The sequence below is a fragment of the Flagellimonas profundi genome (assembly GCF_017313275.1).
Lineage (GTDB): Bacteria > Bacteroidota > Bacteroidia > Flavobacteriales > Flavobacteriaceae > Flagellimonas > Flagellimonas profundi.
The window spans coordinates 1,182,616-1,197,066 of sequence record NZ_JAFLNM010000001.1; the positions used below are offsets into that span (position 1 = coordinate 1,182,616).

The 14,451-nt window shown below is 40.2% G+C and carries 11 protein-coding genes; 8 read left to right on the forward strand and 3 right to left on the reverse strand.

All coding sequences use genetic code 11. The features are described from left to right. The first annotated feature begins 6 nt into the window (after positions 1–6). The 3 genes from J0654_RS18265 to J0654_RS05515 all read left to right on the forward strand — a co-directional run bounded on the left by J0654_RS18265 (position 7) and on the right by J0654_RS05515 (position 5,887). Positions 7–2,841: a gluzincin family metallopeptidase gene (locus tag J0654_RS18265; RefSeq protein WP_313783283.1), complete on the forward strand. Its 2,835-nt coding sequence runs from the start codon at positions 7–9 to the stop codon at positions 2,839–2,841. A gap of 158 nt (positions 2,842–2,999) precedes the next feature. Then, positions 3,000–5,411, forward strand: a complete 2,412-nt coding sequence (locus tag J0654_RS05510) for an alpha-ketoacid dehydrogenase subunit alpha/beta (RefSeq protein WP_207026652.1) — start codon at positions 3,000–3,002, stop codon at positions 5,409–5,411. A gap of 98 nt (positions 5,412–5,509) precedes the next feature. Beyond that, positions 5,510–5,887, forward strand: a complete 378-nt coding sequence (locus J0654_RS05515; protein WP_207026653.1) for a DoxX family protein — start codon at positions 5,510–5,512, stop codon at positions 5,885–5,887. Position 5,888: 1 nt separating this feature from the next. Here the strand turns inward: J0654_RS05515 and holA are convergent, their stop codons facing one another. Further along, positions 5,889–6,890: a DNA polymerase III subunit delta gene (gene holA, locus J0654_RS05520; protein WP_207026654.1), complete on the reverse strand. Its 1,002-nt coding sequence runs from the start codon at positions 6,888–6,890 to the stop codon at positions 5,889–5,891. Between the two features lie 26 nt (positions 6,891–6,916). On the opposite strand from holA, the gene J0654_RS05525 reads away from it, so the two are divergent. The 3 genes from J0654_RS05525 to J0654_RS05535 all read left to right on the forward strand — a co-directional run bounded on the left by J0654_RS05525 (position 6,917) and on the right by J0654_RS05535 (position 9,345). Then, complete coding sequence (locus tag J0654_RS05525) at positions 6,917–7,363, forward strand: type I restriction enzyme HsdR N-terminal domain-containing protein (RefSeq protein WP_207026655.1); 447 nt, start codon at positions 6,917–6,919, stop codon at positions 7,361–7,363. Between the two features lie 12 nt (positions 7,364–7,375). Further along, a complete protein-coding gene (locus J0654_RS05530; RefSeq protein ID WP_207026656.1) occupies positions 7,376–8,377 on the forward strand; it encodes a glycosyltransferase family 2 protein in 1,002 nt (333 codons plus the stop codon). Positions 8,378–8,472: 95 nt separating this feature from the next. Continuing rightward, positions 8,473–9,345 (forward strand): OmpA/MotB family protein, encoded by an 873-nt coding sequence (locus J0654_RS05535; protein ID WP_207026657.1) that lies wholly within the window; start codon positions 8,473–8,475, stop codon positions 9,343–9,345. Positions 9,346–9,400: 55 nt separating this feature from the next. On the opposite strand, the gene J0654_RS05540 is transcribed toward J0654_RS05535, so the two are convergent. Continuing rightward, entirely contained in the window at positions 9,401–10,021 is a 621-nt protein-coding gene (locus tag J0654_RS05540) for an L-threonylcarbamoyladenylate synthase (protein ID WP_207026658.1), read from the reverse strand. 237 nt (positions 10,022–10,258) lie between these two features. Here J0654_RS05540 and J0654_RS05545 point away from each other — a divergent pair, with 237 nt between their 5' ends. Further along, entirely contained in the window at positions 10,259–10,870 is a 612-nt protein-coding gene (locus tag J0654_RS05545) for a hypothetical protein (protein WP_207026659.1), read from the forward strand. 82 nt (positions 10,871–10,952) lie between these two features. After that, positions 10,953–12,191, forward strand: coding sequence for a hypothetical protein (locus J0654_RS05550; protein ID WP_207026660.1), 1,239 nt, complete (start codon positions 10,953–10,955; stop codon positions 12,189–12,191). Positions 12,192–12,202: 11 nt separating this feature from the next. Here the strand turns inward: J0654_RS05550 and J0654_RS05555 are convergent, their stop codons facing one another. After that, entirely contained in the window at positions 12,203–14,419 is a 2,217-nt protein-coding gene (locus J0654_RS05555; protein WP_207026661.1) for an alpha/beta hydrolase, read from the reverse strand. Between the last annotated feature and the right edge of the window lie 32 nt (positions 14,420–14,451).

A 14,451-nucleotide genomic window follows, 5' to 3' on the forward strand; every position in this document is an offset into this window, starting at 1 on the left:
ATCGCATTGACCAAATATCGAATATTACTTAGCGTTTCGTTGCTCATCCTCATGATGTGTCCTACGGTTTGGGGGCAGCATCAAAATGAGATAGTGGCTACGCTCGATGGTCCCACCAATCAAATACGTATACGGCAACACTTCACCTACATCAATCATTCGAACAAAGGACTTTCTACCCTTTATTTCAATGATTGGAACCATGCCTATTCCAATAAAAACACCGCACTTGCCAAGCGATTTGCCGAGGAGTTCAACAGAAGCCTACACCTTGCCAAAGACAGGGAACGTGGTAAGACCACAATTAGGACCATTGTAGATGACAACTATGCAGGAATGGATTGGAAACGCGAAGGCAACATGGACATTATTTCCGTTAGTTTGAACGAAGTCCTTAAACCAGGTGAATCGATCCAACTGTTCTTTACCTATACCATAAGATTGCCCGAAGCTAAATTTACAGGGTATGGGCATAATGGGAACCTAGGTTACAATATAGTAGATTGGTATTTTACCCCTGCCGTGTTCGATGGTGAATGGAAGTTATATAACAACATTAATCTAGATGACCTCTATACGGATGTCACCGAAACAAGAATTAATTTTACCTATCCTGAAAACCTGTTCCTAGCCTCAAATTACAGAAGGTCCAACGTTTCAAGTTTCCCGGGAGGTCAACATGTTCAGCTTTTTGGCAACAAAAGGAAAAATTGTGAACTCATACTGACCATTGATGATAGGTTCACCAAACATGTGACTGATTATTTGACCATCACAACGGATATAGAGTCCAATAAATATGAGGAAATTACACAGGGGATCTCGATTAATAAAATTGCCCAGTTCCTGTATGAAAATTTGGGCAGGTACCCCCATGACAACCTTCTGGTAAGTGAGTTCCACTACAATAAATCCCCATTGTACGGAATAAGTCAGCTACCTTCATTTATAAGGCCTTATGAAGAGAAATTTCAATTTGAAATGAAATTTTTGAAAACGGCCATCCGTAGTTACTTGAAGGAATCACTGTACCTAGACCCAAGAAAAGAGCGATGGGTAAACGATGCCATTGGATATTACCTAATGATCAAATTTATAGAGGAATATTATCCAAATCAAAAACTGGCTGGAAAACTCTCAAAAATCTGGGGGATAAAGAACTTCCATTTTGCAAAGATGGACTTCAACGAACAATATGCGCTCTTTAGTATGCTATCTGCCCGAAAGAATATTGATCAAGCACTTACCGTCTCCAATGATTCGTTGATCAAATTCAATCAAAAAATCGCCAATGGCTACAAGGCCGGACTGGGCATGTCTTATCTATCCGCCTATTTAGGGGAGAAAAAAATAGATAGTACAGTGCTGGATTTTTATAAAAATTACAAGCTAAAGCAGCAAGTAACTGCATTGGATTTTAGAAAAACCATTGAAAAATATGCTCATAAAAACGTGGATTGGTTTTTTGAAGAATATGTGGCCACAGATAAAAAAATTGATTTCAAAATCAAGAAAGTCGAGAAAACAGAAGATTCCATCACTTTTGTGCTAAAAAATAAACGAGGGACCAATGTTCCAATCTCTGTTTTTGGACTTAAGAATGATTCTGTTGTTTCCAACTATTGGTTTTCAGATATAGACACCACAAAAACCATTACTATTCCCAGAAAAAGTGAAGACCGCTTGGTTCTCAACTATGACCAAAACATCCCAGAATTCAATCAGCGTGATAATTGGAAAACATTGAATGGATTCTTTTCCAGTAATAAAAAATTGAAATTTCAATTTTTTAAAGATACGGAGAACCCTTATTACAATCAGGTCTTTTATGTTCCTATAGCCAATTTTAACCTTTATGATGGTATAACCCCAGGGCTAAGGCTTTACAACAAAACTTTTTTGGAGAGACCATTTCAATATGACATATCCCCCACCTACTCCTTTTTAGAGCGAACCATGGTGGGCAAGGCTAGTTTTAGGTACCGTAAATATCATAAAAAAACAGGTTTGTACGTAACCAATTATTCATTTTCCGCATCCACTTCCCACTTTCAGGAAAACTCACGGTTCTCAACCTTAACACCAGCAGTAAGCTTTGGTTGGCGTCCCAATGACCTGCTCTCCAACCGAAGACAATTCCTTTTGTTGAGGTATAGGAGCGTATTTAGAAGTATCGACGATAGTTTGATAGGTGAACTGGATACAGACCCTGACTATGGGGTAATGAATGTACGCTATACCGATGTTGACAATAATATTTTGAATTATTCATCGTGGTCTGTGGATGCACAGCATTCCAGTGAATTTACCAAACTTGCCTTTGAATTGGAATATCGAAAACTGTTCCAAAGTAATCGGCAGTTAAACCTGCGGTTTTATGCCGGAAAGTTTTTGCGAAACAAGACAGAATCGGACTTTTTTAGTTTTGCCCTGGACAGACCAACAGATTACATGTTCGATCTTGCGTATTTGGGTAGATCCGAAGATTCCGGCCTGTACAGTCAGCAAGTGATTATTGCCGAGGGTGGATTTAAATCCAAATTGGAAAATCCATTTGCCAACGATTGGATCGCGACAACGAATGCAAGCACTAACATTTGGAGATGGGTAGAGGCCTATGGAGACCTTGGCTTTTTAAAAAACAAAGGTGACAACGCACGTTTTGTTTATGATTCCGGCATACGTTTGAATTTGGTAACCGATTATTTTGAATTATACTTTCCGGTGTATTCCAATAGAGGCTGGGAAATAGCCGATGACGATTACGGACAGCGCATTCGTTTTGTGGTTACCATAAGCCCTAGAACCTTAATTGGGCTATTCGCTAGAAAGTGGTTTTAATTATCAAATTGATAATTTAAGGCTATTTTAAAAATAATTTATTGTTATATAGCGAATCAATACAGTGTATTTTTAAATTATTCTCATTTTATTAACGCTGCCCTATATTGCATTTTTGACGGATTTTTAGTAATTTCGCAGAAATCTTTCAACAATACATGAAACCTAACCCTAGTACAAGTAACGATATTTCCTTCGACGATTTCAAATCTCAAATTCTTCAAGATTATGAGACAGCTGTAACCAGCAGGGAATGTAGTTTAATGGGACGAAGGGAAGTGCTTTCAGGTAAAGCCAAGTTCGGGATTTTTGGAGATGGAAAGGAGCTTCCCCAATTGGCCATGGCCCGTGCTTTTCAAGATGGTGATTTCAGAAGCGGTTATTATCGCGACCAGACGTTTATGATGGCATTGGGTTATTTGAGTCCCAAAGCCTTTTTTCATGGGCTTTATGCCACCACGGACTTGGAAAAAGAGCCCATGAGCGCCGGTAGGCAGATGGGTGGTCATTTTGTGACCCACAGTTTAAATGAGGATGGTTCATGGAAAAACCTAACAGCGCAAAAAAACAGTAGTGCCGATATATCCTGTACCGCAGGTCAAATGCCCCGCTTACTAGGCCTGGCCCAAGCTTCCAAAATATACAGGCATGTGGATGGCATAGATCAGACCAACTTTTCCGATAATGGAAACGAAGTGGCCTGGGGAACTATTGGAAACGCCAGTACAAGTGAAGGCCACTTTTTTGAGACCGTAAATGCGGCCGGTGTTATGCAAGTGCCAATGGTAATCAGTATTTGGGACGATGAATATGGTATTTCTGTTCCATCTGAATACCACACCACCAAAGGTGACATTTCCGAGGCGCTTAGTGGATTACAGAGAAATGAAGACCATGATGGATTTGAAATATTAAAAGTTAAAGGATGGGACTATACTGCGCTTATCCATGCTTTTGAAAATGCGTCGGACATTGCCCGTGAAGAACACGTACCCGTCTTGATACATGTAACGGAACTAACCCAGCCACAGGGCCACTCTACCTCCGGATCGCACGAAAGATATAAATCCTCCGAACGCTTGGAATGGGAACGTGAAAATGATTGCAACAAGCGATTTAGAGAATGGATCATTGATAACGGTATAAGTACCGAAGAGGAGCTGAAAAAAGTGGAACGGGAAATTAAACATAAGGTCCGTGCTGCTAAAAAAGAGGCTTGGTCCGAGTTCTTAAAACCGCAACTTGCAGCTAAAAAGCAATTGGTGCAATTGCTCGAAAAAGTTGCCAAACAAAGTCCGAATCGCGCCTTTATCAATAAAATAAAGAACGATTTGATTGCCACGGAAGAACCTTTGAAAAAGGATTTGGCTTCGAAATCAAGAAAAGCATTACGCTATCTGTTAGGGGAGTCCAACCCAGAGAAAGAACAGCTCCAACAATGGATAAACGATTTTGTTCGCACCAATGAATTCAAATATGGTTCCCATCTATACAACGAGTTGGATAATAAAGCTACTAAGGTTCAGGCGATTCCGCCAACATACTCGAACGAGCCAAATCAAGTGGACGGAAGAGTCATATTAAGAGACAATTTCGACGCTCTATTCAGTAAATATCCAGAAGCACTTGTTTTTGGTGAAGATACCGGTAACATCGGCGATGTAAACCAAGGATTGGAAGGGCTTCAAAATAAATATGGGGAACTAAGGGTTTCCGATACCGGAATTAGGGAAACCTCGATCATAGGACAAGGAATCGGTATGGCGCTTCGTGGATTGCGACCGATTGCCGAAATCCAATATTTGGATTACATTTTATATGCCATCCAAACTTTAAGTGATGATTTGGCCACTCTAATGTACCGCACGGTCGGAAAACAAAAAGCACCACTGATTGTTCGCACTAGAGGGCATCGTTTGGAAGGAATATGGCACTCTGGATCACCCATGGGCGGATTGATTCACTTGCTACGAGGAATGTATGTTTTGGCTCCTAGAAACATGACGCAAGCCGCTGGCTTTTACAACACACTAATGAAAAGTGATGAACCTGCCTTGGTTATAGAAAGTTTGAACGGCTACCGACTAAAAGAAAATATGCCATCCAACTTAGGGGAATTCTGTACACCGATCGGCGAAGTGGAGACACTTAAAGAGGGAACAGATATTACATTGCTGTCCTATGGCTCTACCCTTAGAATAGTTGAAAAAGTAGCTCAAGACCTTTTGGAAGTCGGTATAGACGCAGAAGTTATTGATGCGCAGTCATTGCTTCCGTTCGATTTAAACCACAATGTTGTGAAAAGTTTGGAAAAAACCAATCGCCTCTTGGTAATTGATGAAGATGTGCCAGGTGGATGCTCAGCATATTTAATGCAGGAAGTTGTTGAAAAACAAGGTGGTTACAGGTTTTTGGATAGTGCACCTCAAACATTGTCTGCAAAGGCCCACCGCCCTGCATATGCGTCGGATGGAGATTATTTTTCCAAACCAAATGCAGAAGATGTTTTTGAGAAGGTATACCAAATTATGAACGAATCCGACCCAAAATCTTATCCAGCGTTAAGATAAAATGTTACGTGGGATCAATTCAAAAATGCCTTTCATCAATTATTGTTGCGTTTTTTAAAACATAATTTATATTTTCACGTGGATTAAAATTTCCCCACATGAAAAACAATACGTTGATACACCTAGGATTGGCACTGTTAAGAATTGTACCATCCGCATTTATGCTTACCCACGGATACCCCAAACTCATGAATCTTATCAACGGTAATACGGAGTTTGCCAACCCCTTTGGAATTGGTCAGGCACCTTCTCTTTTTTTAACCGTTATTGCCGAGTTCGTATGCCCACTGTTAATAATTATTGGTTTTAAAACCCGATGGGCAGCTATCCCTACAGCATTTACCATGTTTGTTGCTGGATTCGTTATCCATGGAGCAGATCCATTCGGAAGAAAGGAAACCGCACTGCTATACCTTACCGTATTTGTGGTAATTATGTTATTGGGTCCTGGTAAATACAGCGTGGACAAAAAGTAATCTAGATTATTTCGGAAAGGAGTTCTTTCAGTAAATCGGCTTGCGCCATATTGCTGGCCCCTACCCCTTTGCCTTTTAAATCCAATCTTCTAAGGCTGGAAATAATACCGCTCACCCTTTTCATAGGATAATTGCGAGCAGCCACCACATACTCGTTCACAAAATAAGGATTGACCCCAAGTACCTTGGCCACATTACCGGGGGAATGGTCCTTGAGCCCGTGATATTGTAACAATTGGGTGAAGAAAGTGTTCAACAGGGTTACTGTGACCACAAAAGGATTGTCCTTTGGGTTTTGCGCAAAATAATCGATGATACGTGACGCTTTTTTTACATTTCGCTCCCCTATCGCCTTCTTTAGCTCAAAATTATTGAAGTCTTTACTGATTCCTATATGTTCCTCGATCAACTCCGGCGTTATTTCCGTGGTTGGAGGCACAATCAAAGTCAGCTTATCCAATTCATTGCTGATCTTGCTTAGATCAGTACCCAAAAATTCCACCAGCATGACACAGGACTTGGGAGAAATCTTATATTTTTTACTTGCCATGGTCCTACGGATCCAGTCCGCTACCTGATTATCGTACAGTTTTTTACTTTCAAACAGCTCCCCGGTCTTATGAATGGACTTGTAGAGTTTTTTACGCTTGTCCAACTTTTTGTACTTATAACAAAACACCAAAATTGTAGTAGGTTGCGGATTCTCTGCGTACGGAACAAGGTTTTCGATGGTTCGTGACAGATGTTGCGCTTCTTTTACGATAACTACCTGGTATGGCGCCATCATAGGAAAGCGCTTGGCATTTGCAACAACTTCATCAACAGAGGTATCCTTCCCGTAAAGCACCATTTGGTTGAACCCCTTTTCATCTTCGGTGAGGACATTTTCGGCAATATATTGGGAAATTCTGTCAATGTAATAAGGCTCCTCCCCCATTAAAAAATAGATGGGTTTTGGATTTCCATTATTGATTTCCGATACAATCTCTTTTACTTTGTCCATTCAAATTATATCACCAGTTTTGTAGAATGCAAGATTTGAATTTTCCACCTTATTCGTTTCGAATCAAAAATAGCCAAAATAGGCAGTACATTTTTGATGGGTTACGTAAAAAATTTGTGGTGCTCCAACCTGAGGAATGGGTACGCCAACATGTGCTAAGGTATTTGGTGTTCACAAAAAATTATCCAAAAAGCTTGATCAATGTGGAAAAGCAGCTCACCGTCAACAACTTAAAGAAACGATACGATGTCGTTGTGTTCAATCCCGATGGCTCCATTTTTCTTTTGATAGAGTGCAAGGCGCCCGAGGTGAAGATCACCCAAGATACTTTTGACCAAATAGCGAGGTACAATTACGAACTAAAGGCGGAGTATTTGATGGTGACCAATGGTTTGGACCATTACTACTGCAAAATGGACCACGAGAATGAAAAGTATACGTTTTTGAAGGATATTCCTGATTTTAGCCGTTAATTTGCCTCCGTTTTGAAAATCGCTGTAGTCATACTCAATTGGAATGGAGAAGCCTTGCTCGAAAGGTTCCTGCCCTCGGTAATGGAGTATTCCAAAGGAGCGGATATTTTTGTTGTTGACAATGCCAGTACCGATGGGTCGATAGATTTTCTAAAAAAGCACTACCCAACTGTCGGAATTGTTCAGAACAATACCAATGGCGGTTTTGCCAAAGGCTACAACGATGGTCTTAAACATATTGAGGCCGACATCTTCTGTCTTTTGAATTCTGATGTGGAAGTGACACCTAATTGGCTGGAGCCCATCAAAAATGCTTTCGAAACGCTGCCAGAGGCCGCTATCATACAACCCAAGATTTTAGACCTGATCAAAAAGGACCATTTTGAATACGCTGGGGCCGCAGGCGGATTCATTGATATGTTCGGATATCCCTTCTGCAGGGGACGTATCTTCCAGACCATAGAAAAGGATGAGGGCCAATACAACGACATCAAGGAAGTTTTTTGGGCCACAGGAGCCTGTATGTTCATAAAAAGTGAGGTGTTCCGGGAATTGGAGGGCTTTGACGAGGACTATTTTGCACATCAAGAGGAAATCGACCTGTGTTGGAGGGCCAAAAATGCAGGGCACAAGGTATATTATGTGGGCCATAGCCATGTGTACCATTTGGGAGGCAGTACCCTATCCAATATGAATCCCAAAAAGACCTTTCTTAATTTTAGGAACTCCCTGTATTCCATTACCAAAAACCTTCCCAGAAAAAAGGCATTGCCATTGGTATTTGCCAGACTGATCTTTGATGCCATCGCTGCTTTGCGCTTTGTTTTTCAATTAAAGTTTGATCACTGCTTTGCCATTTTAAAGGCACATCTAAGTTTTTATGCTAACTTTATCAAAATGTATAGAAAACGGGAAAAAGCTAATTTTATACTAAAGTACTATGTTACGACATCCATAGTATGGTCTTACTTCGTACATCAAGTAAAGAATTTTAACATTTTAGTAAAAGATTAACGAAGCCGAAAGATAGGTACCTTGCTTTTTATCTAATTTTGGTGTAGTTTTTTAACATTTGATAATCTAACAATCCTTAAATTATACTCTGAACTATGAAAAAAGTTTTTCTAGGAACATTGGCAATGACAGTTCTATTATCCTCTTGCGTATCGCAGAAGAAATATGCTGATCTGGAAGCCAAACACAAAGAAACCCAAGACCTATTGAATTCAGCAACCGTTAAGTTGAACGATTGCTTGGAAGAAAAAGCAACTGCTGATTCCAGATTGAAAACCCTCGAAGATCAAAATGCATTCCTTAAAGCGAACAACCAAGAGCTCATCAACAACATGGGTAACTTGACAACGCTTACTACAAAAGGTGCTGAAAACCTTGAAAAATCATTGGAAAGTCTACGAGAAAAAGACCTTACCATCAGAAAATTACAAGATGCCGTTACACGTAGAGACTCTGTAAACCTTGCTTTGGTACAGAGCCTAAAAGGTGTGCTGGGCAACTTGGATGACGAAGACATCGAAATCAGTGTTGAAAAAGGTGTGGTATTCGTATCCATTTCTGATAAATTGTTGTTTAGAAGCGGAAGCTACAACGTAACAAGTGCAGCTAAAGAAGTGCTTGGAAAAGTGGCCAAAGTGGTAAACAACAAGCCTGACTTCGAGTTTATGGTAGAAGGACACACCGATAATGTACCTTACAGAAGCGGTGTTCTATTGGACAACTGGGATTTGAGCGCCAAAAGAGCAACATCCGTTGTGAGAATCCTTCAAAACGATTTTGGTGTAGACCCAGCAAGAATGACAGCAGCTGGACGTAGCTACTACGTACCACTTGTTGATAACGATACTTCTGCCAATAGAGCCAAAAACAGAAGAACAAGAATTGTTGTACTTCCAAAAATCGATCAGTTCTATAACATGATCGAAGAAGGAATGAAAGATCCTGCTATCGGTGGTACAGGAAAATAAGAACTAAGCTTAATAAGCTTAAAATAGGAAAGCGGCCAATCGGCCGCTTTTTTATTTAATATATCTCAAGACTTCCCTTGCCTTCACGAATCACTTCCGGTTCATCTCCGGAGAGGTCGATTACGGTAGAGCCCACATTATCACCATATCCCCCATCAATCACAACATCCACAAGGTTCTGCCACTTCTCAAAAATAAGTTCGGGGTCTGTGGTATATTCCAAAATATCATCATCATCACGAATGGAAGTAGAAACAATGGGATGCCCCAATCCTTTCACCAATGCGCGGGCAATATTATTGTCAGGAACACGGATACCTACTGTTTTTTTCTTTTTAAAATCCTTTGGAAGATTGTTGTTTCCAGGTAGAATAAAAGTATATGGTCCGGGTAGGGTTCTTTTCAAAATCTTAAATGTAGGAGTGTCTATTTGCCTAACATAATCCGATAAATTGCTCAAATCTGCACAAATAAAGGACCAATTCGCCTTTTCCAGCTTTACTCCTTTTATACGGGCAATTCGTTGTAGTGCCTTGGAGTTTGTAATATCGCAACCAAGTCCGTACACCGTATCGGTAGGGTAAATTACAAGCCCGCCCTTCTTGAGCACATCCACTACTTGCTGAACCTGCTTTGGGTTAGGGTTTTCTTCGTAAAGTTTTATAAGCTCAGCCATTCTTTGTCCAAATAAGTGCAAATAAGCATAAGGAATTGAATACAAAGATACTACTTATTACGGCGTGCATAACATAGGCACAAAGCCTATTGAACATATAAAAAGCACCTAACCTCCAATAATCTTGAAATCGATATAAATGGAAAAGAGCCATTCATCAATTCATACCGCCTATTGGTTAATCTACTCCAATTTTTACACGAAAAATGCCTCACCTTTAAATAAAAACACATCCCAATGAAATTAAAGGAAATGGTTACGCCATTGATATGCCTCATGTTACTGCTATATCTATCTGGTTGTAACAGCTCCACCAAATCCAATAAAGAACCTTTCAATGCAAATGCAACTTTGGAGCAACTGGACACACTACTGGGCCAACTCCAAGGTATAGACAGCTTTGATTGTAAAAATCTGGATGAGATAGTCACCATTAATGAAGATATGCGAAGAATAGTGGAAAACATTCGAAGCATTGATGAATTTGATAGGCTGGTCGAAGCATATCAAGCCAAGGAGCATCAAATTACTTTTTCATTTTCCGAAGACAAACAGATAGGGGTTTTCTCTTGGCACACAAAAATGGACTGTTTGGGACACATTATTAAAAATATTTCCCTTTATAAATCCAATGGTAAGGTCATTGCCTCTTCCCTATACGGAAAATCATTGATATTCAATAGTATAGGTTCAATACAAAAAGACAATGGCAACGTAGTTTACCTCTTGAATGGGGGAACCACCTCGGAAGAACCAGCTATTATGGGGTATACCATAACCAATGGGTACTTGGTGGAATCAACAATACCGGTAGCAGAAAAAACTTATGTTAACAACCTACATAACTAATGCTTTGAAACCTATAAAATTAGTAATCGTATTCCCATTTTTAGCTGTATTGTTTCTTCAGTGCAAAAATAAGGCCCCAGATATGCCTGGTTCCAACAACAGCATTTCTGGGACTGATTCCATTTCCAATCTTTTCATCAAACTAAACCAGCTTGATACAGAAGACACTGATTTTTACGAACAAGCTGTAACAATAAACCAGAAAATAGCTGGGTTTCTAAATGCTATAGATCACCCTGATACTGTTTATGAATTTTTGAAAGAAGACATTGGGGAAGAGTTGTCCATTGCTATTTCGAGAGATACTTCAATCATTGCCTTTTCTTGGGACACCAGATTGGGAGGTTCAAGTCCTGAAGTAAAATCCATTGTATTGTATAGCAGCACTCATGGGTTGGAATCATTTGTTTTAAATGAAGCATCTCCAAGATTCACCGATATTTACACGCTTGACCGTAAAACGCAAGAACCCGTTTATCTGTTCAAAGGCTCCGGTCGATCATCAGTTGTCGACATTTTTATCTCACTCAATGCCTTTGTTATGGATAATAATGGCTTAAAAAAAGCCCATATTTTTCCTGAAAATCAGCATTCGATGTACATCAACCATATTTTGGATGACCCTATGGACTTTATCGTAATTGATGGTGCCTCCAAAATATATATTCCAAATAAAGCCTATCCAGACAACAATTGGGGATTAACCTACGAAATGCTCTACTTTAACGGAAAAAGCTATCAACAAGAAATGGCACAAATAGATGAACCTCTAATAGAAGGTGTTTTTAACGGAGTTGAAAATTATGAGAACGGATTTTTAAATGGCTCGGAAAAGCCTATCGTTACCATACAAAACGGAGATTCGTCTTCTTACAAACTCATTTTTAAGGATAGTACCAAAATTGACTATAGCTATAATCCAAATGAAGAAATAACCGAATTGAAGATTAAGGCAAATTACATAAACCAACCACCCATAGTACTTTCTTACAGTGCATACAATGCTCGGCTATTGGCCAAGCAAAACCAATATTTGTTTGTGGAACTATCCGGAACCCCAACTAGTTCCCCTTTATTGATTTATGACATTCAAAAACAGCAATATGTTTCCAGCATCTCCCAATCAGGAATCAAACTTTACGAGGATGCCCTACTGTTTGCACAACCTATCAGCCAAATGGATTCGTTAGGGAATAAGCCTAACTGTAATCCAGCATTTGGGGACCAAACGAGTTATTATAAAACCTTTCTACTGGAATACAGGTCAACCTATCCTACGGTAAAAGCAACAGGACAGACATATTGCGGATTCGCTGAATAATGTTTTTATAATCAATCCTCTTTACTGTAAAACCCAATATCATCCAAAACAACAACCCCCAAAGTATCTTTGTCAAAAATCAGGTCGATGCTTTTTAAGTTATTCAACTTCAAGCTATCGTTCTGTTTCAGAAAAGCAGAGATGGGGACGTAACAACTCTTCAGTTGGGTTTCCGAATTTTTACCGATCATATCCTTGTCCAAAAACTTAAACTTGGTGAATTTGGTCTTAATGACTCCTGGAAGCTTATTTGTTTCAGCTATTTCCACTGCTGCCGAATTGCCAATACTGTCCTTGAGCATAATGCTGAAATTATATCCGGCTTTTGGTGACTCGGTCTTTTCTTTCCCTTTATTGACTTCCAATTCGGAAATGTCGCCCATGGCCAAGGAAAACGCCAAGGTATCGGCTTTTCCTAAATTCTTTAAAGTATCTGGCAATCCGATTTTATATATGGGGATGGAATCACTTTGCACCTCTTTGCCATGGCTCCAACCAAGGACCAACGCATTGTTTTGTTGGCTTCCCCCATCCCTGGCATCCAGTTCTGTTTCACGCCAGACCTTAAAATTTTCCGCCTGCAGCTGTATTCCATTGGCTGCCTTGGTCACATCCAGACCTCCTTCGAAATTGACAAGTATACTTTTATGAATATCGCTGTACTGGCTTCTATAATCTTCTTGGGGCAACCAATTACTCACCAAATCCACATTTTTGAACATGGGTTGATAATCCTTGCTCCCGTTTAGCACAGCTTCCGCAAAAGCGCTCACATACACCTTGGCAACTTGACGTTGTTCCTCACCCTTGACCAAAGGTCCGAGATTCAGCAACCATTTCATGGGAGCCCCAAAATCGGAGCGTCCCCAAGTAGAGTTAAACTGGCCATGGTTCGCATGGTTCATATACAAACCTGCTTTAAAACCATCAAAACCATCCGAAAACTGTAAACGATGGAAAGGGCGCATGCCCCAAAAACTGGTTTCATCCGAATCGTAAGCACCTTGTATGGACAAATAATTGATGTCTCTTAAACTAATTTCACGATTGTACCTATAATCGGTAGGAGCGATGGTTATGATGCCTTTTATACCAAAACCAAAATCAAACTTTTCGTTGGCGTTATCCGGAAATCTATCCAGTTGGTTGAACGCAGCGGCTATGGATACAGCCTCCCCGCCCCTGGAATGCCCCACAAGAACGATATTGTCCATGTCTACTTTACCAGCCAATTCGGAATTACTGTCTTGGTTCCATTTTTTCCATTGCTGCAGATGTTTGAGCAACAACCATCCACGAGTGGGCATTTCCTTTCCTCTAAAATCACCGGACCAGTGCCCGTTGATAAAATTTTCATCAACGGAAACACCTATCATTCCCCTACTGGCCAAAAGCTCCCCAAGATAAGCGTAGCCACCATCAGAATAATCGAGCATACTGTGGTTGCCGTGTACCATCATCACCATGGGGAAAGGACCTTCGCCTTTGGGCATGTAAACACGGGCATTCAACGGGAAACTATCCACCCCGAACCCCCAATATTTTTCGCGCCACTTTTTCTTTTTTCCCTTCCAGTCAGGAAGCAATTTTGATGCATCCACGGTAGGTGTCTTTATTTTTACACCATCGGCATATTCCGGTCTTTTTTCATCGGTTCCACTACCGTAGGTAAAAACCTCTACATCAAATTTGCCTTTTGTTGATGGGTCATCGATACCCATTTCACTTAATGTACTACTATCTGCGGCTTCCGATTCCGATGATGCATCCACATAAGGATCACCATCCAAAGCATTGAATCCATAAAACCCTAAAACCATCAGCACGACCCCTAAAACAACAAGAATGCCTCCAGTTCCCCTGTTTTTCTTTTTGATGATTTGCCAAATCCCAAAGGTGAGCAATACCAAACAGATAAAACCGAACAATGCGAGGCCATAAAACAAAATGGGTGGCCACCTAAAGGCATACATCCGCATAAGGTAAAGGGCCAAAAGTCCAGCTGTAAAAGTTGTAACAAACGGTAAGGGTATCTTTTTTATCAAGGGTACCAACCAGTTAAGTAGCAGTTTTAAAACAACGAGCAGCACAATACCTATCAATATGCCTATAACCATAGTAACCCAAGCGGGATAACCAATAGCGTAATGATAACCTGCTACTCCAAAAAGGGTGATCACAAGTATAGCAACTGCCAAAAAAACAGGTTTGAGAAATAGATTCTTCATAGAGTTGGTCGGTTTGGTCTAAAAATTCAAAA

Coding starts and splice junctions, on each gene's coding strand:
- J0654_RS05510 (WP_207026652.1), top strand. CDS start 3,000: ATGAAACCTAACCCTAGTACAAGTAACGATATTTCCTTCGACGATTTC.
- J0654_RS05515 (WP_207026653.1), top strand. CDS start 5,510: ATGAAAAACAATACGTTGATACACCTAGGATTGGCACTGTTAAGAATT.
- holA (WP_207026654.1), bottom strand. CDS start 6,890: ATGGACAAAGTAAAAGAGATTGTATCGGAAATCAATAATGGAAATCCA.
- J0654_RS05525 (WP_207026655.1), top strand. CDS start 6,917: ATGCAAGATTTGAATTTTCCACCTTATTCGTTTCGAATCAAAAATAGC.
- J0654_RS05535 (WP_207026657.1), top strand. CDS start 8,473: ATGAAAAAAGTTTTTCTAGGAACATTGGCAATGACAGTTCTATTATCC.
- J0654_RS05540 (WP_207026658.1), bottom strand. CDS start 10,021: ATGGCTGAGCTTATAAAACTTTACGAAGAAAACCCTAACCCAAAGCAG.
- J0654_RS05545 (WP_207026659.1), top strand. CDS start 10,259: ATGAAATTAAAGGAAATGGTTACGCCATTGATATGCCTCATGTTACTG.
- J0654_RS05550 (WP_207026660.1), top strand. CDS start 10,953: ATGCCTGGTTCCAACAACAGCATTTCTGGGACTGATTCCATTTCCAAT.
- J0654_RS05555 (WP_207026661.1), bottom strand. CDS start 14,419: ATGAAGAATCTATTTCTCAAACCTGTTTTTTTGGCAGTTGCTATACTT.